At 42.2% G+C, this 26,238-nt stretch carries 17 protein-coding genes; 14 read left to right on the top strand and 3 right to left on the bottom strand.

The features are described 5' to 3' along the window. The first annotated feature begins 142 nt into the window (after positions 1 to 142). Both lptF and lptG read left to right on the top strand, forming a co-directional pair. On the top strand, positions 143 to 1,342 hold the full coding sequence (gene lptF, locus AZ602_RS06460) for an LPS export ABC transporter permease LptF (RefSeq protein ID WP_227525191.1): 1,200 nt from the start codon (positions 143 to 145) through the stop codon (positions 1,340 to 1,342). Next, positions 1,339 to 2,442 (top strand): LPS export ABC transporter permease LptG, encoded by a 1,104-nt coding sequence (gene lptG / locus AZ602_RS06455; RefSeq protein WP_103034233.1) that lies wholly within the window; start codon positions 1,339 to 1,341, stop codon positions 2,440 to 2,442. Before lptF ends, lptG begins: the two co-directional genes overlap by 4 nt. A gap of 64 nt (positions 2,443 to 2,506) precedes the next feature. Here lptG and AZ602_RS06450 read toward each other — a convergent pair whose 3' ends face one another. Both AZ602_RS06450 and AZ602_RS06445 read right to left on the bottom strand, forming a co-directional pair. Beyond that, entirely contained in the window at positions 2,507 to 3,670 is a 1,164-nt protein-coding gene (locus AZ602_RS06450; protein WP_103034232.1) for a DUF1615 family protein, read from the bottom strand. A 156-nt stretch (positions 3,671 to 3,826) separates the two neighbouring features. After that, positions 3,827 to 4,792 (bottom strand): acyl-CoA thioesterase II, encoded by a 966-nt coding sequence (locus AZ602_RS06445; protein ID WP_078317336.1) that lies wholly within the window; start codon positions 4,790 to 4,792, stop codon positions 3,827 to 3,829. Between the two features lie 152 nt (positions 4,793 to 4,944). Here AZ602_RS06445 and plsB point away from each other — a divergent pair, with 152 nt between their 5' ends. Both plsB and AZ602_RS06435 read left to right on the top strand, forming a co-directional pair. After that, a complete protein-coding gene (gene plsB / locus AZ602_RS06440) occupies positions 4,945 to 7,497 on the top strand; it encodes a glycerol-3-phosphate 1-O-acyltransferase PlsB (protein ID WP_103034231.1) in 2,553 nt (850 codons plus the stop codon). Positions 7,498 to 7,674: 177 nt separating this feature from the next. Beyond that, on the top strand, positions 7,675 to 8,814 hold the full coding sequence (locus AZ602_RS06435) for a Fic family protein (protein WP_103034230.1): 1,140 nt from the start codon (positions 7,675 to 7,677) through the stop codon (positions 8,812 to 8,814). 103 nt (positions 8,815 to 8,917) lie between these two features. Here the strand turns inward: AZ602_RS06435 and AZ602_RS06430 are convergent, their stop codons facing one another. Beyond that, positions 8,918 to 9,742 carry a hypothetical protein gene (locus AZ602_RS06430; protein WP_103034229.1) on the bottom strand — a complete coding sequence of 275 codons (825 nt, stop codon included), beginning with the start codon at positions 9,740 to 9,742 and terminating at the stop codon, positions 8,918 to 8,920. Between the two features lie 221 nt (positions 9,743 to 9,963). On the opposite strand from AZ602_RS06430, the gene AZ602_RS06425 reads away from it, so the two are divergent. The 10 genes from AZ602_RS06425 to galE all read left to right on the top strand — a co-directional run bounded on the left by AZ602_RS06425 (position 9,964) and on the right by galE (position 25,610). After that, positions 9,964 to 11,550: a hypothetical protein gene (locus tag AZ602_RS06425; RefSeq protein ID WP_103034228.1), complete on the top strand. Its 1,587-nt coding sequence runs from the start codon at positions 9,964 to 9,966 to the stop codon at positions 11,548 to 11,550. 20 nt (positions 11,551 to 11,570) lie between these two features. Next, positions 11,571 to 15,314, top strand: coding sequence for a glycosyltransferase (locus tag AZ602_RS06420; protein ID WP_103034227.1), 3,744 nt, complete (start codon positions 11,571 to 11,573; stop codon positions 15,312 to 15,314). 37 nt (positions 15,315 to 15,351) lie between these two features. After that, on the top strand, positions 15,352 to 16,539 hold the full coding sequence (locus tag AZ602_RS06415; protein ID WP_103034226.1) for an SGNH/GDSL hydrolase family protein: 1,188 nt from the start codon (positions 15,352 to 15,354) through the stop codon (positions 16,537 to 16,539). Between the two features lie 16 nt (positions 16,540 to 16,555). Beyond that, positions 16,556 to 18,184, top strand: a complete 1,629-nt coding sequence (locus tag AZ602_RS06410; protein ID WP_103034225.1) for a hypothetical protein — start codon at positions 16,556 to 16,558, stop codon at positions 18,182 to 18,184. Positions 18,185 to 18,212: 28 nt separating this feature from the next. Further along, positions 18,213 to 19,385, top strand: coding sequence for a nucleotide sugar dehydrogenase (locus AZ602_RS06405; RefSeq protein WP_103034271.1), 1,173 nt, complete (start codon positions 18,213 to 18,215; stop codon positions 19,383 to 19,385). Positions 19,386 to 19,548: 163 nt separating this feature from the next. Continuing rightward, positions 19,549 to 20,826: a glycosyltransferase family A protein gene (locus AZ602_RS06400; RefSeq protein ID WP_158245120.1), complete on the top strand. Its 1,278-nt coding sequence runs from the start codon at positions 19,549 to 19,551 to the stop codon at positions 20,824 to 20,826. Continuing rightward, positions 20,819 to 21,691 carry a UTP--glucose-1-phosphate uridylyltransferase gene (locus AZ602_RS06395; protein ID WP_103034223.1) on the top strand — a complete coding sequence of 291 codons (873 nt, stop codon included), beginning with the start codon at positions 20,819 to 20,821 and terminating at the stop codon, positions 21,689 to 21,691. Before AZ602_RS06400 ends, AZ602_RS06395 begins: the two co-directional genes overlap by 8 nt. A gap of 9 nt (positions 21,692 to 21,700) precedes the next feature. Then, positions 21,701 to 23,338, top strand: coding sequence for a glucose-6-phosphate isomerase (pgi, locus tag AZ602_RS06390; RefSeq protein WP_103034222.1), 1,638 nt, complete (start codon positions 21,701 to 21,703; stop codon positions 23,336 to 23,338). Then, a complete protein-coding gene (locus tag AZ602_RS06385; RefSeq protein ID WP_103034221.1) occupies positions 23,338 to 24,582 on the top strand; it encodes a UDP-glucose 6-dehydrogenase in 1,245 nt (414 codons plus the stop codon). Before pgi ends, AZ602_RS06385 begins: the two co-directional genes overlap by 1 nt. Beyond that, positions 24,582 to 25,610 carry a UDP-glucose 4-epimerase GalE gene (gene galE / locus AZ602_RS06380; protein ID WP_103034220.1) on the top strand — a complete coding sequence of 343 codons (1,029 nt, stop codon included), beginning with the start codon at positions 24,582 to 24,584 and terminating at the stop codon, positions 25,608 to 25,610. Before AZ602_RS06385 ends, galE begins: the two co-directional genes overlap by 1 nt. The last annotated feature ends 628 nt before the right edge of the window (positions 25,611 to 26,238 follow it).

The following is a 26,238-nucleotide window of genomic DNA, read 5'->3' as shown; positions in this document are numbered from 1 at the left end:
GCGTACTTGATTGGGTTTTTGCTGATCTATACAGCAACACCTAGCAACAAATTAATCTGTCAAATCAGAATAATCGCTTAAAACTTGAGCGGTTTTTTGTTATCATAGCTCATTTGCTATCGCTTTTTGGGAAAGTGTTTTTGTGATTTTACGCCGTTACATCACCAGCCAAGTCGCTACGACCACCGCCTTAGTTTTGGGCTTTTTGGTGGTGATGCTGCTTGGTGGCCGTCTGATCCGCTATTTTGGTATGGCGGCAGAGGGCGGACTGAATGTCGGCGTATTATTCAGTCTGATCGGCTATAATTTGCCCTATTTTCTTGAGCTGATCTTGCCATTGTCATTTTTTATTGGCTTGATGCTGGTATTTGGGCGGCTGTATTCGGATCATGAAATGGCGGTGATCAATGCCAGTGGCATCAGTCGCGGCCGCATCGCTCGATTGCTCATTCCGCTGGTCATCGTGCTGATGTGTGTTGAGGGCTGGGTGTCGATGGCTGCCAAGCCGTGGGGCATGGAGCGCGCGACCAATATCTGGAAAGAGCAATCGATGGCGCAGGTGTTTGATCTGATTCGCCCAAAAGAATTCATCAGCAGTGGTGATTATCATCTGTATGTCGGCGAGGTCGGTGCCAATCGCGAATCGCTACAAGATGTCATCATCGTGCAGATGAATAGCCGATCTTCACTGCCTGCGCCATCTGGTCAGACGCCTGCCGATCAGGTGGTGGCTGAGTTGCCCGATGCAGTCGCAGAACAAATCAGCAGCAAAGACTCCATTATTTTTGCCAAATCAGCCACTCAAGTTGAGAACACCGCAGGCCAAATTCAGCTGGATTTATATCAAGGTCGGCGCTATGAGGTCGATCCGACGAGTCGTCAATACAGCCAAATCGGCTTTGAGCGCTACCGCATCACTTTGTCGGCAGATCGACCTGCAGACAGCAGCAGCATGCGCATCGAGGGCATCTCAACGCCGCAGCTCATTGGCATCATTCAAGGCACGGCATCAAGAGACAATCCACTCGAGGCACATGCTGAGCTGGGTTATCGGCTGAGCATGCCGTGGCTGATCGTGCTGGCTGTGATGATGGCAACTCCTTTATCTTATGTGCGTCCGCGCCAAGGTCGATGGCTCAAATTAATTCCTGCGATTTTTATTTATGTGGCGAGCGTGTTGGTGATCATCTCGCTCAAAGACAGCATCAGCAAAGGCAAACTACCGCCGATGACTTATCTTGTGGCGGTTGTGCTGCTGACGGCTTTTGCGCTGTATTTGAATTACCATCAGCGACTGATGGCGCGGATGCAGTTGACGCGGCAGCATAAGGAGGCGGCATGAAGCCTTGGATCTTGCCCAGATATGTGATTCGTTCGGCTTTGCTTGCGATGACAGGTGCGGTCGTTGGGCTGTGGCTATTGCAGATGGTGTTTGCTTATTTGGGTGAGCTTGAGAACATCAGTGACACTTATACTCTCAAAGATGCGCTACAATTTATCTTATACCGCTCGCCGTATTTTTTGGTGCAGTTTATTCCCACAGGCGCGCTACTGGGCGCTGTGATCGGCTTGGGCTTGCTTGCCAATCACAGTGAGCTGGTCATCATGCGCGCCTCAGGGATTAGCCTATATCGGATCATCGGCTGGGTGATGTTGCCAGCGTTTATTTTTGTGGCGATCTCTTTGGCGGTCAATCAGTTTGTGCTGCCTGTGGCCAATCAGCATGCCGCCGCCATAAAAAACGACACCATTTACGAAAAACTCATCACCATCGATGGCTATTGGGCGGTACAAAATGAGGGCGACACCCAAGAGGTGGTGTACATCAGCTACGCGGACAGTGAGGGCAAGCTTGGTGAAGTCAAGCGCTATCAGCTCAAAGATGGACAGCTGCTCGCAGCGTTTCGTGCCGATGCTGGCACCTATCAGCCAAAGCCGCTCGATGCTGGCACAGATGCCCGCTATACTTGGCAGCTGTCAGGGGTTGATGAGGTCACGGTAGGCAGTGATCGCGTCGAGCAGCAGCATGCCGATGCGCGTTATCTGACTTTACCGATCGCACCCACCGATGTACATCTGCTCACGCGCGAGCCTGAGGATCTGTCTTTGAGTGATCTGTATGCGCATCATCGTCTAATGCAGCATCAAGGCGCGCGGTCGATCCGCCATGAGCTGGCTTTTTGGCAGAAGCTGTTATCGCCATTTGCCGTGCTATCACTGGTGCTGGTGGCCTCATCATTTGTGTTTGGATCGCTCAGATCACAAGGCTTGGGTTTGCGCATCGTATTGGCGCTGCTCACAGGTTTGTTATTTAGCTATTTGACTGATCTGACAGGCTTTGTGGCGCTGGCGACAGGATTGCCGCCGCTGTTGATGGCGGTGCTGCCGATCGTGATCAGCACCTTGGCAGGGATGTATTTATTAAATAAAAAATCCAAATAAATCCATCGCAGCAGGATGTTGACGCTTCACGACGCCCAAATCAGCATGCCAAGCGATGTCCAAATCACACCAAGCGCTGCTTTTTGGCGGTCGCCATGCAGGTCTGATAGCGGCCATCGACGCGAGTGGCGAACCAGTTGGTATTATAATCTCGGCTCAGCTTCGGCCCTGAGATGACGACTTTTGGCATGATGGCATAGGCGGCTTTACGCCCCATTTTGTCATGAAACATCTTGTTGACCGTTTGATAAGTCACCGTTTGCTCGAAGGCTTGGGTTTTTTCCTTTTTAAAATCATTACGAATCTGCCGTTCACTCACGGGTGTGGGCGCGGTCGCTAACAGGGCGATGGCGGCGGCCTCGGTCGAGGATTTTTTGGTCAATGGGCTGCCATCTTTATATAATAACAAGTCTCCATCAATATCAATCTTCTCACCGCTCAATGTCACCAGTCGCTGCTGAAAGGCAGCATTGCGGCTAGAATACATCCCAGAGTTATAATCAGCAAAGCGATATATGGGCTTGTCATAATCAGCCTGATACACCATCAAGCGATGGATGCCATAATACAGACCGCCATATTGGGTGTACAGATCGGCTCGTAAGTCTCTGTCGCTCATGCTCATGCGCCGATGTGCGCGTGCATAATCGATGTGTACTTGCATCGAGCCGAGGGTGGTGATGGGATTGACGCGTTCATCGATGCCTTGGCCAGACAGCTTGGTGATGTTGGTTAAGGCAGCAACTTTATAAGTGCTGGTAAAATAATCAAAAATCTCTTGGTACAGCTCATCGAGTTGTTTTTCGGTTTTTACTGCTTTGATTTGCTTGATGAAATTATTGTCTTTGGTGGGGCGCGTCTCTAGCATGGTGCGAAAAACGCTGGCCATATTTTTGCCCAGTTTATCTTCTAATTTCTCATCGATCGCGGATAAGGCAGCATTGCCCAGATTGGGGACGGCAGGGTCGGCATGAAAGTTGGATTCTTGATCGATGACCGCGATGGCGGTGCAGATGCTGCTGGCGTCTTTGGGTAATTTTAAGTCATCATAGATGGCCGAGATGTCGGCAGCCCAGCTTTTGGTGTTTTTGACGCGTTTGGGGATCAGTTTGGCGATTTGGGCATCGGTGAGTGCTTTGGTGTCACCAGAGATGGTTTGTTTGACGGCATCACAGCCTGCGACTGCGGCCGTCGCCATCATCAGCGCCACAAATGAAAGTTTTTGCATGACTGTCACATCCAAAAAAGAGCCAAAACAGGTCTGATCATAAAGGTAGTTTATGATAGTGTCAGCCTGCCATCGCGTCAATACTTGGGTACAAAAATATACCAAAGCGCAAGACTTTTACCCAAATCTGCCTTGATGATTGCCAGCAGTGTGCGCTCAACTGCTGCTGGTGAGACGCTCAGAATCTGGATGTAGGCGCATCAGGCATTCTTGTTGGGTGGTGGCGATCAGCTGACCATCTTGCCAAAATTGGCCATGGTTTAAGCCCTTGGAATGACTGGTGGTGTCGCTCCACATGTCATACAGCAAGTATTCGCGGATATCAAAGGGACGGTGAAAATGCATGCTGTGGTCGATGCTGGCGGCTTGCAGTCCACGCGTCATAAAAGTGATGCCATGACCGATCAGCGCCGTTCCTGCCAAATAAAAATCCGACACAAATGCCAACAGCGCCTGATGAATCGCCACAGGCTGCTCACCAATGTCGGCGATGCGCAGCCAATTGGCTTGATGCGGCCGCGCTGGTGCTGGATCGACAGGATCCATCGGTGTGACAGGACGGATCTCCACATGGCGTGGGCGCAGGTAGCGTGCCTGTAGGATCTCTGGGACTTTATCCAGATATTGAGCCTTAAGCTCTTGTTCGGTCTTAAGCGTTTCAGGTGGTGGCACTTGCGGCATGTCTTGTTGATAATTTAATCCACCTTCCATCGGCGAAAATGACGCAATCATCGAAAAAATCACCTGTTCTTTGGTCACTTTCTCGCCATCGTCATTCACTGTTTCGACATACTGCACCGCGATGACCTCGCGCGCTGACAGACTTCGACCATCGCGCAGACGACGCACTTGATACACCACAGGCAGGCGAATGTCACCGCCTCTTAAAAAATAGCCGTGTAAGCTGTGACAAGGCTTATCATAGCTCAGCGTTTTGGCCGCTGCCAGCAATGCTTGCGCCAAGACTTGGCCGCCAAAGATGCGCGGGCCAACATAATCAAAACTTGCGCCTTGAAACACATCTGGCGACAGCTCGGTAAGCTTGACGGTATTTAATAGATCCTCGACTTTTGCCTGCATGGCATCGGGCGTCAGTGCGTAGCGTTCAAAAGAAGTTTTCATAAGGCTCTGCCAAGATTAACGGTGAAAGCGATTGGGAAATTTGGATTTAAAAAATGTAAAATTGCCAAAATTATAACATTTTTTGTCAAAAATTCACCCAAAGAATGATAAAATAAAAAGTCATATTCCTTTGTTGATAGATCGATCGATTTATGTTAAAAATTTCTAATTGGCTCAAAAAAGACCGCGCCCAAGACAAAGATTCAGCATCAACTGGCGCCAATCGTCTGCCCAGCCCTTATCGCCGTGCATCGGCCAAAGGATTGTCCTTGGCGGTCAAGCCGACAGTCATCGGTGAAGTGCCACAGCTTGATCCATCGATTCCGACCTTCTATGTCATCCGTTCGTACTCTCGCTCAAACAGCCTGCTTGTCGGGATGCAGACTGATGTGCTTGGTTTGCCATCAGCACTGGCTGAAGTGCGTGCCGATGGCATCCATGAGACTTCGGCGATGATTTTTTTGCGCGATCGCCGATCGGATGCGATCAACGGCAAAGTGCCTCGACTAGAGCGCTTGATCGCGGCTTGTCTGGCCAATCCACAGCTTGAGATTCAGCTGGTGCCTGTGACGATCTTATGGGGGCGGGCGCCTGATAAGGAAGATTCATTATTTCGCCTATTGATGGCCGATGAATGGGCAGCGCCATCAAAGACCAAGCAGCTGTTTAACATCGGTGTGATGGGACGCGATACCTTTGTGCGATTTAGCGAGCCTAAGGATCTGCAATCACTCATCCGTGATGCTCAAGCAGGCGTGGGCGAGGATCTGAGCATGACCATCGCCATGCGCCTAAAAGGCTATCTGGATAAGCAGCGCACGAGCATCGTCGGCCCTGACTTATCGGATAAGCGCAATATTGCAGGTACGATCCTGTCATCACCTGTGGTCGCTGATGCCATCGAAAAGCACGCCGCCGAGACCGGCAAATCCATCGCTGCTGTCAAAGCTGAAGCCCAAGGCTATTTGGGCGAGATCACGAGCGACTATTCGCATTCGGTGGTGCGTTTTTTTGATCATTTCTTGACATGGCTATGGACACGACTGTATGACGGTGTGGAAGTGCGTCATTTTGAGCGTGTGCGTGCTTTGGCGCCTGATTTTCAGATTGTCTATGTACCATGCCATCGTAGCCACATCGATTATCTATTATTGTCTTATGTGATTTATAAGCGTGGCCTGCGCATCCCGCATGTCGCTGCCGGTGAGAACCTAAATATCCCGATCCTAGGCGAGATCTTACGCAGTGGCGGGGCGTTCTTTATGCGCCGTAGCTTTAAGGGCAATGCCTTATATAGCACGGTGTTCAAAGAATATGTACACAGCCTGATGCAGCGCCAAGCACCGATTGAGTACTTCATCGAAGGTGGTCGCTCTCGCTCGGGTCGTCTGTTGCCACCGAAGCTTGGGATGCTGGCGATGACGGTCAATAGCCACCTGCGTGAGCCCGCCAAACCTGTGGTATTTATCCCGACTTATATCAGCTATGAGCGCATCATGGAAGGGGCGACTTATGTCGGTGAGCTCAAAGGCAAGCCAAAAGAAAGCGAAAATTTATTAGGCCTACTAAAAACTGCCCGTAAGATTGAGCGGATTTTTGGTACGGTGCATTTGGCCTTTGGTGAGCCGTTGTATCTCAATGATTTTATGGCAAAATTCGATGTTGCCATCCAAGATGGTAGCGATGAGAATACCGCCAAGACGCACGCCATGGTACAAAACCTTGGCGTCAAAGTGATGCAAAACATCAACAAAGCCGCCGTGGTCAATCCTGTGTCACTGCTGGCACTGGTGCTGCTGTCCACACCCAATGCTGCACTTGATGAAGCGCAGTGCCTAGAGCAGATCAAACTGTATCAGCACATCGCCCAAGCGCTGCCTTATGATCCTGACACCCATGTCACCGACATGAGCCCAAAAGAGATCTTAGAATACGGCATTAAGCTTAAGCTCATCGAGCGTACACCGCATATCCTAGGCGATATGATCCGTGTGGCGGATAAGCAAGCACCGCTACTGAGTTATTTTAGAAATAATATTTTGCATGTGTTTATCATCGCAAGCTTCCTTGCGGCATTGGTGCAGCGAAATGGCCGTATCTACCGTGAGAAGCTTGAGAGCATCACCGAGCTTTTGTATCCATTTTTACAAAGTGAGCTGTTCCTAAAAACTGCCCTACGCAATATTGCCGATCAAGCCGAGCGTGTGCTAAATCTGCTCATCGAGCGCGGCGTCATCGTTGATCTCGGCGATGGCGTGGTCGGCAGCCCCGAGGGTAACTCTGAAGCGTATCAGCAGCTGATGGTACTGGCAAGCCCCGCCCAGCAGAGCCTTGAGCGCTATTTTATGGCGCTGACATTGCTGTCTGAGCAAGGCTCAAACCGTCTAAATACCGAACAAGTGGTCAATCTGTGCTATGTGCTTGGTCAGCGTGTGTCAGTACTACATGCCGATGATCTGCCAGATATGTTTGATAAGGCATTGTTCACAAGCTTTATCGATACCTTAGTGCGCGTCGGCTATGTCACCATCGATGACAAGACGGGGCTCTTGATCTTTGATGAACGCATCGATAAGATCGCTGAGCATGCCAAGTTCGTCCTACATCCTGATATGATGCAGCTATTGCGCCACACGGCAAGCCTAAGCCATGATGAGATTACGCTTGCGATGCAGGAGATGGGCAAGAAGAAGCGGTGGCGGTAGGGTGAGTGATGACAGAAGAGAATGTGTTATGCCAAATGCTTCCAATGAATGTTAACTGATGTGTATTTGTGTGGATTTTCTCAAAATAACATGAGTGCTTATTTTGAGAAAATCCATTTTGTGAAAATAAGAGGCTGTATTATTTTAAGTAAATGCTAATTTTTTTGAGATATTGTCATGAAATCAGAACAAAAAATTGAAACCTTTAAAGCGGGAAGGTGGCAAAACCGCTATCAATATAAAAGTTTTGAGCCAACGCTGATTAATACATCGTGGATATGGGAAGAGCCAAAGATCAATACGATGTTAGAGCGTGCAACTAAGGCCTTGGGCGAGCTGAATGCTTTTTCTTTGATTGTGCCTGATATTGATCTGTTTATCCAAATGCACATCGCTAAAGAGGCTCAAACCTCTAGCAAAATCGAAGGTACGCAAACTCAGCTTGATGAGGCTTTGATGCCGGAGGAGCAGATTCAGCCCGAAAAGCGAGATGACTGGCGAGAGGTGCAAAATTACATTAAGGCTATGAATCAAGCTGTTGATAGTTTATCTGCTTTACCATTATCTAACCGGCTATTAAAGCAAACGCATCAGACACTTATAAGCGGAGCACGAGGTAAAGAAAAACTACCAGGAGAATTTCGTAGTAGCCAAAACTGGATTGGTGGCTCAAGTCTAATGGATGCTGCATTCATTCCACCTTATCATGAGAATGTCGGTGAGTTAATGAGTGATTTAGAGATGTTTTGGCATAATGAAAAGATTTTTGTGCCACATCTGATTCGAATTGGTATTAGCCACTATCAGTTTGAGACCATTCATCCATTTTTGGATGGTAACGGGCGTGTAGGTCGCTTGCTTATTCCTTTGTATTTAATCAGCCACGGCGTATTGGAGAAACCTTCATTTTATATTTCGGATTTTTTCGAACGCAACCGCGCCAGTTATTATGATGCCCTGATGGCCGTTCGCTTGCGTAACGATTTAATGCATTGGATTTTATTTTTCTTAAAAGGCGTGGAAGAAACTGCAAAGAAGGGATGTCAGACTTTTCGCCAAATCTTGTCTTTGCAACAAGAAATGCAGTCTGTTGTCATGACAATGGGTAGGCGAGCAGAGATAGCGGGTCGCTTATTACAATTACTTTATGCGCAGCCAATTCAAACACCGCAGGCGATTGAAATGCATTTAGATATTTCAGCCTCAACTGCAAATTCCTTATTAAAAGAATTTGAAAAATCTGGCATCTTGCATGAAATTACAGGTAATAAGCGTGGGCGTATGTATGCAATGACGCATTATTTGAACATATTTTAACAACCGACACAAGGATGTAACTATCCGATCTACTATTAAGTCTAATACAAGAGATGGGCAAGAAAAAGCGGTGGCGGTAAGATGATACCGTATCTATGATGGACTATGCAGGTTGAAATGTACCAGTTTTATAAACAAAAGTGTCTGAAACATACCTAGGTGTATTTAGAAACCATCGCCAATTCTGCTGATAATAAGCAGTCATTCCTGCTATCAGCTGTGGGTTGGTTTTAGGATTGATGGTGCAAACCTTTCCTGTTGGTTGATACATGCCATCACAAAAGTCATTCATGTCATTATGATGCCGTGTAGCGACATAGTGTGCCAATACACCGATGTGCTCATCGGTGCGGTGATGGACCAATCTGCCAAGCGCACGGTCCAAGAGCTTTAGGGGTAAAGGATCGGCAAAGCATTCAGTTAGACCGCTTATTGTTTCATCGGATTGTACTGTGCCGACAAGCATTTCTTGCCAACTTTGACTTGGGCTAATATCAGAGACGATGATATGCATGACAGCTGCATAAGGAAAGCCGATGTTTAATAATCCTGCTGCTTGAGTGAAGCCAAATTGATTGGGGGATTTATTTTGTTTTTCAAAACTGGCTCTAATGACTTTTGCCTCAATTGCCAAGCTTTGTGAAAAGTTAATGGTGCGCTTTGCATAGGGAATAATCAGCATATCCACATCGCCAGGCATGACTAGCTCTGGATGAAGCTGTTTTGAATCAACAAGGATATCAATGAGAACACCGCAATACTCACTGTCCTGAAAGAAGGTTGGGTGTAAGTATCTGACGCACTCACCAATAAATTGTCTTTGTAGTGCTAATTTAGCAATCAATCCTCGCTCGTCATGATTTTTGAACCACTTTATTGGAAATGCAACTTTAGTATTTTCAGGGATAACGGGTGGCATCTGTAGCATAATATAAGCCTTTAAACTAGTACGAATTTTAAAAGTGCTTAAGCCTTATTATAGTCATATTTATCCCAATTGTGTCATGCTAGAGAACAAATTGAATTTCATCACTATTTATAACACAAATAGCACAAAATATGATTTCTTTTGACACAAAGCTTGCTATAATGATAATTTATGGTGTATTCAATTCTTGACTCATACTATTATTGCTAAATGGGTAACTTATGAATAAAATTTTAGTTGTTGGGCATGAGCAATCTCGTTATCAAAAAATCGCTCAGCTTCTTGAGGAGTGTGGTGTAAAAAATGCTATGCCATCTCAAGCCTACAAGCTATCCGCTGAAGAAGTCGGCGTCAAGCTACTGCAGGCCAGCGATGTGTTGCCAAATAGCCAGGATGTGACCAAACATACTGCAGCTCATGGAAGAAAAAATAGAAAGCCATACAATAAAGCTGCTGTGCAGACTGTGTATGCTATGCAATCGGTATCACCTTATGCACAAAGACAACCCAAAAAAACCTTTAATACACTAGCGTTTGACTTATTATTGGCAAATAGCGAGCAGTCGCTTTGGGGATGGGCGGATACAAATGCAGTCAGCTTGCTTGATTACTGGGCAGATTTCGATGAAGAAATGTTCTTTGTTTTGGTATACGACAAACCAGATTCACCGCTTCAATTAGCATTAAACAATGATACAGAAGCTGAGTTGCAGCCACAGTGGGAGGACTGGATTGCATACAATCAGGCATTGCTACAATTTGCAACAAAATATTCAAATCGCTGCGTGCTGGTCAATGCTGAACAGGCAATGAAGCATAAAGCCCAGTTTCTTCAGTCTTTGCTTGCAAAAAAACTACCAGTGAATCATCTCACCTCTGATGAATCAACTTCAAAGGCACAGTTGGGAGCGGATGAGCAGGCACTTGATTTATATCATCAACTCATTGAAATTCAAAAACAAAAAGTTTTTGTTGAACAAAAAACTGTATACGATGTATTTTTGGCGATGCAAAATCGCGCAGATCTTGCAGGTCAATTTGACAATTATCAACCAATCTCTAAAGAGCAGGTGATTGAAGCTTATACAGCACTTTATCAATCAAAAGCAGATCAAGATAATCAAGCTACAGTTACACAATTGCAGCAGCAAGTGCAGTCATTAAATGCTGAGCTTGATGCCAAAAAATCTGAGATTGAGCCGCTTAAGCAAAAAGAGCAAAATACCCAGACCAAAATTACACAATTGCAGCAGCAAGTGCAGTCATTAAATGCTGAGCTTGCTGCCAAAGAATCTGAGATTGAGTCGCTTAAGCAAAAAGAGCAAAATACCCAAACATCAAAGGCGCTAGCAGAAGAAAACAATCTATTAATCGCCCAGCTGCATCACACTCAAGAAGAGCTAGAAAAATACTACCTAGAAAATCAGCGATTAAAATCAGAACAGCCACAGCCAGCTGCTGCCAATCTACCAAGCACCGCTGTGTACTATGGAGCGGCAGAGCGTGTCAAGCAGGATCTGCCCTACCGTCTAGGGGCGACAATGGTCAGTCATTCTAAATCCACCAAGGATTTGGCGAAATTACCTGTGGCTTTATTTAAAGAGTATCAAGAATTTCAAAAACATCAAGGTGATCAAAAAGATTTACCGCCGATTGAGGAATATCAAGATGCCAAAGAAGCAGAAAAGGTGAAAAAGCACCTTTCTTATAAACTGGGCAAGACCTTAGTGGATGGTGTGAAATCACCAAAGAGTATTTTGGATTTACCTGTGAAAATGGGTAAAGAGATTGTTGGGTTTAAAAAATAGATAATTATAGGTAGGTAGCTATGGCTAGTTTTATCAAAGCTAAAGAATTGTACAACCAGGGTAAATTTCAAGAGGCTTATGAGGCATATTTGGAGCTAGGAAAGATTTTTGGTACTAGTATTGTTGCTTTTAATTTGCATGAATGCAAGAAGCATTTAAATAACTTGAATGCCAATGTACATGTTAATAAGATTAAACATATAGAGCCTGTATCCGTTAGCAGTATTCACCAGTACTTTGATCATATTTATGTTGTAAATCTTGAACATCACATAGCTAAAAAATTGAAAGTGGCAAAGCACTTATCAGAGCATGGAGTTGGGTTTGAGTTATTTAAAGCTGTCAATGGATGTCAAGGGGAGCCATTAGAGATTTGGAAGAAGTATGAATCACAACCCATTCAGTCTTTTAAAAGATTTCCAGAGCTTGCAAAATTGAATCGCAAGTCCAAATTGATAGAATCCGCAGGAGCGGTAGGCTATATCTTTAGTTATGTCAAAATTCTTAAAGAAGCGAAACAAAAAGGATACAAAAGAATTCTTATTTTAGAAGATGATGTTTTATTAGATAAAAATTTTGAAGCTAAGTTTAAAAAATTTATATCTCAAGTTGAATCTGATTGGAAAATTTTGCAACTTGGTGCGTCTCAATATGGCTGGAGAGGTATTAATGAAGAGGAGAGTATCAAGTGTGGCTATTATTATCCTAGAAACATTGATGGCTGTGCAACCCGCGGATCTTTTGCTATAGCTATTAATATGGATATTGCTGAAGAAATTATTGAGGCGTCACTTGCTTTTGAAGCACCTTTTGATCATGCTCCATTAGGAGAGGTGTATGAGAAGTATTTGGGAAAATGTTTTGTGGCTTATCCTAATATTATTATGCCTGATGTTTCTTTCAGTAGTATACGGGGTAGTCGCGATCAATTTGCCCATGCTGCAAGAGTTAAATGGAGAATTCAAGAGTTTGACTTTCCATTAAATAAACCTATTATTGCAGTGTTGTTAAAGTCCAAGGAAAGTTTGCGATATATAAATAGTGTGGTCGGCGGGTATGAATACCCCTTTGGGCTGAAGCTCTTTATAGAAACAGCAGATGGTCTTCGCCCCGTGCACAATGCTGAGCTGTTGGATCGTCAGTATAATCAATTTGCTGATTTGGCTGATAATAATAAAATATTGGATGCTGATTATGTAGTTACTTTATCAGAAGATATTGCTTTAACAGAAAATGATATTATTAAGTTTCTAGAATTTAAATTCGACATCAGAAAAAGTAATTTATCTAATTTACGAGAGGTTGCATTTAGCTTACCTTCAATTAAAAAAGGACGTGCTAGTGTTATCATCCCAACATTTAGCAGACCAGAAAATTTGGATAAAGCAATTGCTTCAGTGGTTGGTCAGGACTATAAGGATATTGAAGTTATTGTAGTTAGTGATAATGGCACGGGTTCAAAATTTATTGGAGAAACTAGAAAAATTATAGATAAATATCAAAATGTTGGTCAAAATTATGTAGTAAAATTTATTGAACATACAGTAAATAGAAATGGCTCCGCTGCTAGAAATACAGGTTTTCTAGCATCTACGGGTGAATTTATTAGTTTTTTGGATGATGATGATGTATATTTGCCTGGTCGATTATCCAAGACGATTGACTGTTTGAAACAGCAGGGGAAGGATGTTGGTGCGGTTTATTGCGGTTTTTTAGGATGGAATTCTAAAAACAATAACCTTAGTCGATATAAAGAAGGTGATTTAACAGAGGATTTTTTAGCCTTGAACTTTCTAAATCATTATGTGCATACTAATACTGTAACTTATAAACGCAAAGCTATTTCTGATTTAAACGGTTTTGATGAATCTTATATTCGCCATCAAGATCTAGAGATTAATTTAAGATTTTTCGAACTATATAAAATTTCTGCTGTCAAAGAGGTTTTAGTTAAGCTTAAGCCAACCCCAACTAATGTGAATAATATTCCAAAAGGAATAAAGATGATTGAGGTTAAGAGTAAGTTTTTAAAACAGTTTAGATATGCTATAGAAAAGTTTCCTGAAGAGATTCAGTTTGATATATATAGTAAACATGTAAATGAAACTTTAAAATATATTAATGATTCTCAAGTCTTTATGAGTTATTATAGAGATAGTTTTTCTGATTTTAAAATACATCTGTATTTAAAATTTCTTACTGATAATGTTCCCAGTGTAAAAGATTTGGTTGCTTACGATGCATTGCAAAAAAGATTTGCTCGTTCTAAGATAGCTTTATACAGAATTATTGGTAATAACCATCCTTTGTTACAGAACTATGAACAGACAGTTGAAAATATAAATAAAATTTTAGAGGATGAAACAACTTTTGAAGATGTTGATAAAGTGTATATTTTAAATAGAATTACTAATAATGATTTAAAAAATAAATTAATAGAGGTTCTTCATAAATATAATGCAGCATATGAAGAAATTATCTATGATCCGCAAGTGTATCAGAAAATTGGCTACGATTTTTTAAACCTACCTGTTACAGATTCATGGTTTTTTGAAACAGATAGTTGGCAGCGACTAGTAATGCATACCGAACTAAGAGAGTCAAAAAATCGGTATTTAATTAATAATAATGGTGCACGCAATTTTGCAATTAAGCATGGACAGGATAGAAAGTATCGGTGGGTTATGCCTTGGGATGGTAATTGCTTCTTGAGCGATACTCAGATGTCGGATATTAAAAAAGTATTTGCTGAGCATCAGGATGATAGTATTAAGTATATTTTAACTCCTATGCAACGAATCATGAAAAATGTCCAAGCTTCAAAGACTTCGATATCAGGAGATGCACAAGAGGAGCCACAGATCTCATTTCGTTTTGATGCATTAGAGAGATTTAATGAAGAAAGAGTGTATGGTAATCAACCCAAAGTTGAGCTATTTAAAAGATTAGGAGTAAAAGGTATTTGGGATGACTGGCACTTTTTGGCTCCTTGGCGTCCATTGGAATATAAGCCTGCGACCGATGGTGCATCGTCTGTATTATATGCCTCATCCGTATTTCGATTATCATCTGGAAATAAAAGCGCAATACAGCAAGCGAGCCAAAGAAACATATTAAGAAAACAAGCAATTATTAGCTATATTGACTCCATGGAAATTGATGATTTGGGCGATAGATTAAAAGATGTACAGCTTGGTAATGTATATGCAGATTCATTAAAAGGTTATATTGCCAATCATGACATTAGAAAGATCGGAAATCAGATCATTTATGCTAATAAGCATCAAAAACAAAGCGATTTACAAGTTAGTTATAATAAATTACTTGATATTATCCGTGGCACTGATAAGTTGGATCAAACATGGGCTGTAAGCATTCTTTTTGCTCAAGGAGTTTTAAAAGATTTTTTAAAAGGCTTGAATTTAGAAATATTTGTGGAGGATGTTACTAACATTGTACAATATTATAAAACAAGAGACTTGAAAAAAACAGACAATTTTATATCTGTATATTCATCTTTATTTATGACAATGTTGAAGTTCTTGGCAGAGGATGAATTGTTGAACGCAAACTTGTTAAAAACTGAATTGGCCGTATTGAGTTATTACTATTGTAAAAATATTGATAGTATTGGCAGATCTAAAAACATATATGATTTAATATTTATCAATAACTTTATTAATAAATCTATATTTCAGTATGATTTATTAGCAGATTTGTATCGAAATGGGTATGATAAGTCGAAGTTATTTATTACACCATAAATGTATTGGTATTATTTATTAATAAGGTTAAGTTTGTATGAAAAGAGCTATTAAACTGAGAGAACATGGTATCTTGGCAAGTCAAATAGTCAATCCTTCTGAGAAATATGCCGAGAGCAAGCGCCATCTAAGCCATCGATATGCATATCAAATACAGACGGACGAACTGGGATTTATATATTCTGGTAGAGATTTCAAACCTGTGAATAGTGTATGCTTCATTGGTGATTCCTTTGTTGAGAATAAATTTGTTGATTGTGAGAGTCGATGGCATTCTGTTCTAGAAAAGTTGTTTTTAGAAAATGGTAATAAAATTCGTGTATTAAATGCAGGGTATTCTGGTGCGACCTCACTAAACATTCTTAACACTATCATCAATAAGGTTGTAAATAGTAATGTTCGTACATTAATTTATGTGTTATCATCAAATGACTATGGTGCACTTAGATACCATGAAGGTTATTGGAATAAAACCAAAAATCACTCCAACTTACTATTGTCTGAGTATGTAGAAGAAGAAAGAGGTAAGCCCAATAAAGACATGTTCAGAGCTATGCTAAAATCCATTTATGATTTGAGCAGAAATTTCGGCATGGAGCTGTATTTTAGTACTTATCCAAATTTATGTGACAATAAGGCTTTGATGGAGTTAAATGATTGGCTCAGAGAGTTTTGTGACGAAAATGACTACCCTCTAGTGGATATGGATTTGTTAATGCAGCCGTATGTTGAGCAGGGTCAAGAGCTATTCCATGATAAATTACATATGAATGAAAAGGCATCTAAAATTTTTTCTGAAATAATTTATGATAATTTATTTAAGAATCGATATACCATACAAAAAAATCTATTGCAGCAAATTTCTGTCAATAAAACAGAGAGTGATAGTTGGCGGTGTGTATTAAGAAATCAAAATTTTAACAGCAGCATTTATACATCTGTCTCTGTCATTATTGATATTAATAATCATGGTTTATTTGCAGATAGATTGCTAATTCAATTAACTTCTAGCAATCCTATTAACGGTGGTTTGCATAATAACTTGCTTTTTTCTGAAGAGTTAGGGTGGCATATCTGGGTGAATATTCCTAAGTTTGAACATTTACAAATCAGAACTGGTTTTAATATTCAAATGGTTGAAGATTTGAATATAAACATGTGTTTAGAAAGCAAATCGAATATAGCAGAAGTTATTCATGATATTTATGTAGAATATATTATATAGAAGTGAGTTTTGAATTATGAGACAACCAAAGTTATTTGTTAATCATAATGATTTTTTAATTACTAATAAAGATAATATTAGCTTTGAAAATGTTGATATTCAACAAGTGGACTCTGTAAATAGGATTTTTGGTTATTGTATTACAGATAAAGAGCATTTTCAGAATGAAAATTTGTCTGAAGGTGCTATAAATTACATTGAAAAAAATAATATTGATATCAGTGGAATATTTTGTGCTGTTAGATTATCAGATCAATCAATCACTTTGTCCTTAGATCCTTTATGTCAGTTTAATTTATTTTATTTTTCGTGTGAGAGCTTTTTTATTATTTCATCAAATATTGACATGATGAGAAAACTTCATAAATTTGATATTAATCCCAATTATATTTTTGATCAATTGGCATATAAAAGCATTATGCGTGGACAGACCATCCTAAAGAATATTTATTATCTGCAGCTTCAGGATGTTAATAGTGAAGAAAATTCACAGAGTATTTTAAATGTATTGGAAGATTTTAGTATTTATATCAATCGACCCGAATATTCCAAATATGATAATCTAAATTATTATGACCTGCTAAGATTATATAGAAAAAGATTAGATGATCGAGCTGAAATAGTGGCAAATAAGTTTGACGAAATACATATACAGTTAACAGGAGGGGCGGACAGTCGACTTGCTCTCAGCTCATTCGCCAAGTTTGATCATATCAAATGCAGCGTCTATGGTGATGGTACCTCTCAGAATAGACTGGTGTTTGAGGAGATTGTTTCATCTCTTGACATACAGGTAGCAAACCCTGAGAGGTTTATTGGACAACCCTTGAATAATTCATCAAGAGTTATTGGTGCTTTAGCTAGATCTAGCTATATGAAGTTGAACAACCTAACTTTTTATATGAATGGCTTACCTCATGATACTCTTAAATTGTGTAAAATTACAGGATACTACGGTGCAAATATTGCAGGAGGGGTTGATTTACCATATCAATCAAACATTCGAAATACTCGGTTAGAGTCTGTACCAAAGGATCGGTTTACTTATTTTAAGTATGTATCAGATTTTGTAAATAAGCATAAAAATTTGCGTCCAGTTGCACTTTTGGATTTGTTTTATATTAATAATAGGGGTAAATCTCATTATGCGGCACATTCTTTGTTGGATAATATTTATGCCAGCTCGGTTGATATCCTATATGATTATATAAATATCTTGTTAGTTAGGAAAGCGCCTTATTCTGATGGGGATATTAATAAAAACGCTATATCTGTGGATTTGATTTATTTGCAAAACCCTCAACTTGCAATGTTTCCTTACGATAGTAGAAAAATTCCTGAATATAGATTATTTGAGAATATTCCTTTAATAAATTGTTTTAAGGGGTATATGTTTGCTCATAAAAACCTTAAATCATTTCCTGTATTGAGACCCTCTCCAAATAATGATGATAAAAATTTTATTAGGCTAACAAACGAGCAGGGTAGCGAAGTTTGTGATGTTCGTTTATTCACAAATGATTTAATCAGAGAACGAGCCTCGCATTATCCAGAGCTAAAACACCTGACAAAAGAATATGATATATATTCTAGAATATTTTTATATTATTTGCTAAGCGAAATACAAGTTTTGGATTTGTGCTAAGGCTTTAAGAAATTGTAGGAGATAAATGATGCCAAACATTACCATTGCAGGCACGGGTTATGTTGGTTTATCTAACGCTGTCCTTCTTGCTCAAAAATATCCAGTCATTGCATTAGATATTGACGAGCAAAAGGTAGCTAAGATTAATCAGCGTCAAGCACCGATTGAAGATGTGGAAATTGAGAATTTCTTGGCTCGTAAAGAGCTTAATCTAACAGCGACCACGGATAAGCAATTGGCTTATACCGATGCTGATTATGTCATTATTGCGACGCCAACCAATTATGATGCCAATACCAAATTTTTTGACACATCCAGTGTGGAAGCGGTGATTGCTGATGTATTGGCGATCAACCCACAAGCGATTATTATTATTAAATCCACTATTCCTGTGGGCTTTACAGAGGGTATTAAACAAAAGCTTGGTGTAGATAATATTATTTTTTCACCAGAGTTTTTGCGTGAGGGTAAGGCGTTATATGATAATTTATACCCTTCTCGCATTATTGTGGGCGAAGACAGCGATCGAGCTCGTCAGTTTGCCAATATGCTTGCTGAGTGTGCTGTCAAAGAAAATATTGAAATTCTTTTGACGAATAACACAGAAGCAGAAGCGATTAAACTGTTTGCCAATACTTATTTGGCACTGCGTGTGGCGTATTTTAATGAACTTGATACTTATGCGTCAGTACATGGACTAGACACTGCCCAGATTATTAAAGGGGTGAGTTTAGATCCAAGGGTAGGCGATTATTATAATAATCCATCGTTTGGCTATGGTGGCTATTGTCTGCCCAAAGATACCCAGCAATTATTGGCAAATTATCAAAATGTGCCACAAAATCTCATTGAAGCGGTGGTGAAGTCTAATCAGACTCGTAAGCAATTTATTGCCAATGATATTTTGGTACAGCAGCCAAAAGTAGTAGGTATCTATCGTTTAATCATGAAAGCTGGTTCGGATAATTTCCGTGATTCTGCTATTTTTGATGTGATTAAATATCTGCGGGCTAAAGGTGTGCAAATTATCATCTATGAGCCAAATGTGACTGAGTCGCAGTTTGCTGGTTTTGATATACAAAATGACTTGGTCGTGTTCAAAGAGCAAGCAGAAATCATCGTTGCTAATCGCATAACTGATGAACTTGATGATATTATCCATAAAATTTATACACGAGATTTATCAGGAGTGGACTATTAAGTTTTTTGGGGTCCGTAGCTTTGCTCAAAAACTCGCACGCTATCCATCTAAACTTCGCTATGTGACACCCAAGCAGCTCTGGATGGCGATGCGGTTGGGGCTATACCAAACGGTATTGTCAAAAAGATCAGTCTTCGCTACGCCAAAATCGCAAGTCGTGCACTTGATTTCAACACTAAAGCGACAAGAATTGAATGAAGGGCAGGCTCATGTAGTGATTTTTGAGGTGCTTGGTAAGCAAAAACTTGCCAAGTATCATCGAGAGTTCGTAAAAGAAACTTTTTATCTTTATCCTATAGCATTCGCCGACTATTTTGAGCGGCATCCCAAATGGTTATCAGATCCTGACTATAATGGACTGTATCTATCTTATCTATCTACTCAGCCAAAAGCTGGGGAGAGTTGGAATGTATCACAGCTATTGCAGTTACCACAAGATGTTAATCGATTTTGCCTTGAGAGCAATCTGAAAAGCGGTACTGATATCAGCACCTTAAATCAAGTGCTGATATCGCATCGGTTGGTAGCCCTGTCAGTATCTGGCGCACAGCCATTGACGGTCAGTCATTTGCAAGCCAACACTCCGTATCAATACAAGCAAGCACAAACAGTCAGTGTGTTGGTAACAGCATATAATGCTCGAAATACCCTGTCTATTTGCTTGCAAAGTTTACTAAAGCAAACATGGCAATCACTAGAGATTATCGTCATTGATGATGCCAGTACTGATGATACGGCTAAAATCATTCATACCTTTGCCAAGCAAGATAAAAGAATTACCGGTATTTACTTACCAAAAAATGTCGGCACATTTGTTGCAAAAAGTATTGGAGCAGGCTTTGCAACGGGGGAGTTTTTGACCTGTCAAGACTCGGATGATTTTGCGCATCCCCAAAAGATTGAAAGGCAGGTTCTACCTTTGATTGATCGCCCTGAGCTAATCGCCACCACTTCACAATGGCTACGCCTTGATGAATGTGGGCGGTTTTACGCTAGGCAGTATTATCCATTTTTGCGACAAAATCCAGCTTCGCCACTGTTTCGGCGAGAGCGAGTAGAGCAAGAGATTGGGCTATGGCATTTGGTACGCACAGGGGCGGATAGTGAATTTTGGCATCGGCTAAAGCTGTACTATGGTGATGATCGCATTATGGCGATTAAAGAACCATTGACTGTTGCCAGCCATCGTGCAGATTCATTGATGAATGCAGGGGATTTTGGTGTCCATGACAAGGCTTCAGCGCTGAGGCGACTTGATTATTGGGAGGCTTGGAATTTGTGGCATATTGCGTGCTTATCCAAAAAAAGACAGCCAGCCATGCCAAGTATTAGCGAGCAGATCATCAATCCTGTTTTTGAAGTTGACGAAAGACTACTTGTGAATCCTGATGATATTCGTTACAATTTAGAAAACTTAACCATAGAGAAGCAAGATGACTAAAATCACCCACGCCATTATCCCCGTTGCAGGCTTCGGTACGCGTATGCTACCGCTATCTAAGGCGGCGCCAAAAGAGCTGTTGCCATTGGGTAACAAACCTGCTATTCAGTACGTCATCGAAGAGGCTATCGCTGCCGGGATCAAAAATATCGTCCTAGTCAATCACGCCCAAAAGATGGCGATTGAGAACTATTTTGATATCAACAGCGAGCTGGATACTCAGCTGCGTAGCAAGGGCAAAGATGCACTTGCTGACAGCCTAAACTTCTTGCCTGATGATGTCACCATCACTAGCATCCGCCAAGGCAAGCCATTGGGGCTGGGTCATGCGGTTCTACAAGGTCGTGCCGTGGTCGGCGATAACCCCTTTGCTGTGCTACTACCCGATGTGGTACTAAACCCTTATGCGTCTGATTATCAGGCTCATAACCTTGCCTTTATGATGGTTGAATTTGCCAAGACAGGCCGCAGTCAGATTTTGGTCGATCCTGTGGCGACGGCAGACATTCATAAATATGGTATCGCTCGCCTATCTGATACCCAAACCATTGAAAAATCAGACAGTAATATCTGCTTTGATGTCAAAGGCTTTGTCGAAAAACCATCGGCTGATGTCGCACCGTCAAATTTGGCAGTGGTGGGTCGCTATGTGTTTGATAATGCGATTTTTGAGTATCTTGCCAAGACTGCCCCAAGCGTTGGCGGCGAGATTCAGCTGACTGATGCCATTGATGCACTGATTGGCACACAGGGTATGGATGTAGTGACGATGGTGGGCAACAGCTTTGATGCTGGCGATATGACCAGCTATATGCAGGCCTTTGTGTATTTTGCTGATAAATTGGGTGTCAAGCCTGCGAATTAAGGATAATTCATGAGCCATACCACCAACACCGCTTGGCAAGCTCTACAAAATCTTGCTGCCACCACACCAAATATCGGTGAATTATTTGCTGATAGTAGTCGCAGTGAGCAATTTAGTGCAGCTGCCTGTGGGATTTATATGGATTATAGTAAGCAGGCGCTGGATAATGAGCGTCTGTCGGCATTGATAGCCCTTGCCAAATCCAAAAATTTATCTCATAAAATCAATGAGTTATTATCAGGTGTCAAGGTCAATGACACCGAAAATCGTGCTGCCTTGCACACGGCTCTACGCCTGCCAAAGGGTGAGTCTTTGCTGGTGGATGGCGTGGATGTCGGTGGGCAGGTGCATGATAGCCTAGATAAGTGCGAAGCGATTGTCAGCCGTATCCGTACAGGTGTGTGGCGTGGCTATTCGGGCAAGGCAATCACCGATGTGGTCAATATCGGGGTTGGTGGTTCGGATTTGGGACCGCTCATGGCGGCGACGGCACTGGAGGAATGGGCAGATACGGACATTCGAGTGCATTTTGTCTCCAATATGGACGGCACACAGCTCGATGGCTTGCTAAAAAAACTCAATCCGCAAACGACACTGTTTATCATCTCGTCCAAATCTTTTGGTACGATTGACACACTCTCAAACGCCAAAACTGCCAAGGCGTGGCTACTCTCCACCGGTGCCAAAGAACAAAGCCTGCTGCGTCGGCATTTTATCGGTATCTCGACTCGCACCGATAAGATGAGTGCGTGGGGCATTCATACGGACAATCAGCTCTTGTTGTGGGACTGGGTGGGTGGTCGCTTTAGTATGTGGTCAGCCATCGGGCTTGCCATCGCCATTCGCATTGGCATGACTGGCTTTCGTGCACTGCTGGCGGGTGCCTATGCGATGGATACACACTTTGCCACCGCTGACTTTGAGCACAATCTGCCTGTGCTGCTTGGCTTGATTGGTGTGTGGAATTCTACCTTTTTGGGGATCAATGCCCATACGGTGTTGCCTTATGATGGGCGATTGTCATTTTTCCCCAATTATCTGACCCAGCTTGAGATGGAGTCCAACGGCAAATCGGTGGCGCGTGACGGCGTGGCGGTGGATTATGATACCTGCCCGATTCTGTGGGGCGATATTGGTTCAAACGCTCAGCACGCTTTTTATCAGCTACTACACCAAGGTACTCAGCGGGTGTCGTGCGATTTTATCACGCCGATTCGCCGCTATGACAATCAGCAGCACCATCACGATGCCTATTTAGAAGAGCAGCATAAATTATCCTTGGCAAACTGCTTTGCGCAGTCGCAGGTGCTTGCTTTTGGTAATGGGGCATTGGGCGAAACCGCTCAAGATGAATTGAATGAGTTTAAACGCTATCGCGGTAATCAGCCATCTACAACCTTATTATTAGACAGTTTAAGCCCGTCTACTTTGGGCGCACTGATTGCCTTATACGAGCATAAAGTGTATGTGATGAGCGTGTTGTGGGGGATTAATCCTTTTGACCAATGGGGCGTGGAAGTGGGCAAAGTGATGGCAAACAGTGTGTTTGATGCTCTAAATGACGGCAAGGCGGATGGCTTTGATGGCTCAACCAATGCTTTGCTTGCCAAGATTCTACAGGCTCAAGCCGTACAGGGGGGTGTGTGATGAGCAATTCAATCCTACTGATTGGCTGTACCAATGAGTCCATCAACACTGCTATTTGGCTGGCCAGTCTAAATAAATCAGTGCAGTTACTCGCTGATGACAGTGCAGTGTCGCACACATTGGCAAGCTACAAGTTTGACCATCAAATGTCGGCCCTATGGCAAATGTACGCACAAACAGGGCAAATCACCGTGGTGGATACGCCTAGTGTTGCCGCCTATGTGTGGCTATTTTTGGATGCGCAAGGCGTAGATGAGCAGTTGCCATCGTTATTTGACACGATAGCTCAAGTCATCTTAAGTGGCTCGGTGGCTATCGGTGATGTGGCAACTTTGGCAAATGAGTTTGCCACCAGCCAAGTCTGCTATGTGCCGTTTGTCTTTATGAAAGATGGTACGGGTTTTGGTTCATTATCATCGCCTGATATGGTGATGATCGGTGAGAAGACCCTAGGCGTGCATACGACCAATGAGCTGCTACTCATGCTGTTATCTCGCACGGATCAGCAGTTTGTTGGTAATATTAAGACGGTGGAATTTGCCCGTGCAGGGATTATGGCGATGCTTGCCACACGCCTAAGCTTTGTTAATGAGATCGCGCGCCTAGCGGATGCCAGTGGCGTGGATATGACAACGGTGCAGGCGGTGATGGGGCTGGATAAGCGTATCGGCAAGGACTATCTGTCGGCAGGGTGGGGCTTTGGTGGTCAGACACTGCCTACCGAAGTTGAGTTACTTGATCAGTTTTTTAAACAAAATCAAGTCCAAAGCCGTCTATTATCCACTGTCTGTCAGATTAATGAAGACCAAAAAGAGCTGATTTTCCGTAAATTTTGGCGCTATTTTGATGGCTTTATTGATGGTAAATCAGTGATGATTTGGGGGGCAGGCTATCGCACCAATACAGGTCGTACCACCAATGGGGCGATTCATCCACTTCTAAAGCTGTTATGGTCATATGGCATCAAGACGAGCATTTATGCCCCGAATGCAGGCTTTGAGCTGACGGAAATTTATGACGGTGAGCCGCTGTTTGGCCTATGTGATGATGCTTATGATTTGGCAGGGCGTGATGCTTTGTTTATTCTAAACTGGTCAGAGGCGGTACCGCCAAATATTGAGCAATTAAATCAGTTTGGCTTACCGATTTTTGATGCCAAAAATATTTTGAATAATCAAATGGTCGCACAATACACAGGTGATTATCATGGTATTGGGCGTAATTATAGCAAAGTGGAAATATGATGAAAAAAATTTTAGTTACCGGTGGCGCAGGCTATATCGGCTCGCACACCTTGATTGAATTGATTGCAGCAGGCTTTGAGCCTGTAGTGTATGATAATCTGTCCAATTCAAGCCCTGTGGCAATTGCGCGAGTTGAAGAGATTGTAGGGCAAAGCATCCAATTTATCCAAGGTGATATTTTGGACAAAGATTTGCTTGCCAAAACCTTTACTGAGCATGACTTTTTTGGTGTGATTCATTTTGCTGGACTAAAAGCAGTGGGTGAGTCGGTTGCCAAGCCCGTCAAATATTACCAAAATAATGTCGCAGGTACACTCAACTTGCTAGAAGTCATGCAAGCATATGGGGTGAAAAACTTTATTTTCTCATCATCAGCCACTGTCTATGGCGACCCTGAAGTATTGCCAATTGTCGAAACTGCTAAACGTTCTTGTACCAATCCGTACGGACAGTCTAAATTGACTGTTGAATATATCTTGGAAGATTTGGCAAAATCGGATGATCAGTTCAATGCTGTACCCTTGCGATATTTTAACCCTATTGGTGCGCACGAAAGTGGCTTGATTGGCGAAGATCCAAGTGATATTCCCAATAATTTAATGCCCTATATCAGCCAAGTAGCGGTGGGTAAGCTTGAAAAGCTGTCCGTATTTGGTAATGATTATGACACCATCGACGGCACGGGTGTGCGTGATTATATTCATGTGGTGGATTTGGCAAAAGGTCATGTGGCGGCACTGGAATATTTGGTCAAGGTATCAAGCACTGTTGGCTTTTGCCCTGTCAATCTAGGCACGGGCAATGGCACATCGGTATTGCAGCTTGTGGATGCGTTTGTGGCAAATACAGGACAAACTGTACCATATGTCATCACTGATCGCAGACCTGGTGATGTGGCAGCTTGCTATGCCAGCAGTGACAAGGCGCGTGAGCTGTTCGGTTGGACGGCAGCACTGGGTATTAATGAGATGTGTGCCGACACTTGGCGTTGGCAAAGCGGCAATCCAAACGGTTATCGCCAAAGCTAAAGATAAAGAAAAGATCCTTTGTCAGCAAAGGATCTTTTAATTGTAGGCGAGTAATTAGGTATCATACTAATAATTCCGTAACTATTTGATTTTATTGATTCCTTATTTATTAGAAAAATTAATTAGGTATCATATTCAAACCACTTGTTACACTCCAATCCATAATTTTATAAGTAATTAGGTATCATACTGGAAATTATTTTTTACTGTCAATTGAGTAAGTGTTGAACTACCTTGAGAATATATAAAGATTTGCATTATGAATGTTCAACCCCCCCAGTTATAAAATTTCTATTTTATCATCAATTTTTGATAAAAAAATCATAGGGTAAAGGGTATTGATAGTGGCGACAAGCAAGTAACAAAATCACTGGAATTCGATATTTTATAGCCGATAACTCTTCAAATGTAGTTGAGTTTTTACACTGATAAAGTAATTCTTCTAGCCAATCACTCATAGGCATATTTAAGTCCAAGTTTGCCAATGTAGCTCCATGAATTGCACTATGAACCGTCCCGGGATTGTCGGAGACCCAAAACTCTGAGACAATACCCTTATGAAAACCAAACAATACTCAACTGAAATTAAGACTCGAGCCGTCGAATTACTCATCGAATCACAAAAAGA

It is taken from the genome of Moraxella sp. RCAD0137, from assembly GCF_002894025.1.
GTDB classification, from domain to species: Bacteria; Pseudomonadota; Gammaproteobacteria; order Pseudomonadales; family Moraxellaceae; genus Moraxella; species Moraxella porci.
Note: the sequence above shows the minus strand (reverse complement) of the source record. Positions and strands in the feature narration are given on the sequence as shown.

Bases quoted from the DNA above. Each gene is read 5' to 3' on its own strand.
- lptG (WP_103034233.1), top strand. From the start codon at position 1,339: ATGAAGCCTTGGATCTTGCCCAGATATGTGATTCGTTCGGCTTTGCTT.
- AZ602_RS06450 (WP_103034232.1), bottom strand. From the start codon at position 3,670: ATGCAAAAACTTTCATTTGTGGCGCTGATGATGGCGACGGCCGCAGTC.
- AZ602_RS06445 (WP_078317336.1), bottom strand. From the start codon at position 4,792: ATGAAAACTTCTTTTGAACGCTACGCACTGACGCCCGATGCCATGCAG.
- plsB (WP_103034231.1), top strand. From the start codon at position 4,945: ATGTTAAAAATTTCTAATTGGCTCAAAAAAGACCGCGCCCAAGACAAA.
- AZ602_RS06435 (WP_103034230.1), top strand. From the start codon at position 7,675: ATGAAATCAGAACAAAAAATTGAAACCTTTAAAGCGGGAAGGTGGCAA.
- AZ602_RS06430 (WP_103034229.1), bottom strand. From the start codon at position 9,742: ATGCTACAGATGCCACCCGTTATCCCTGAAAATACTAAAGTTGCATTT.
- AZ602_RS06425 (WP_103034228.1), top strand. From the start codon at position 9,964: ATGAATAAAATTTTAGTTGTTGGGCATGAGCAATCTCGTTATCAAAAA.
- AZ602_RS06420 (WP_103034227.1), top strand. From the start codon at position 11,571: ATGGCTAGTTTTATCAAAGCTAAAGAATTGTACAACCAGGGTAAATTT.
- AZ602_RS06415 (WP_103034226.1), top strand. From the start codon at position 15,352: ATGAAAAGAGCTATTAAACTGAGAGAACATGGTATCTTGGCAAGTCAA.
- AZ602_RS06410 (WP_103034225.1), top strand. From the start codon at position 16,556: ATGAGACAACCAAAGTTATTTGTTAATCATAATGATTTTTTAATTACT.
- AZ602_RS06405 (WP_103034271.1), top strand. From the start codon at position 18,213: ATGCCAAACATTACCATTGCAGGCACGGGTTATGTTGGTTTATCTAAC.
- AZ602_RS06395 (WP_103034223.1), top strand. From the start codon at position 20,819: ATGACTAAAATCACCCACGCCATTATCCCCGTTGCAGGCTTCGGTACG.
- pgi (WP_103034222.1), top strand. From the start codon at position 21,701: ATGAGCCATACCACCAACACCGCTTGGCAAGCTCTACAAAATCTTGCT.
- AZ602_RS06385 (WP_103034221.1), top strand. From the start codon at position 23,338: ATGAGCAATTCAATCCTACTGATTGGCTGTACCAATGAGTCCATCAAC.
- galE (WP_103034220.1), top strand. From the start codon at position 24,582: ATGAAAAAAATTTTAGTTACCGGTGGCGCAGGCTATATCGGCTCGCAC.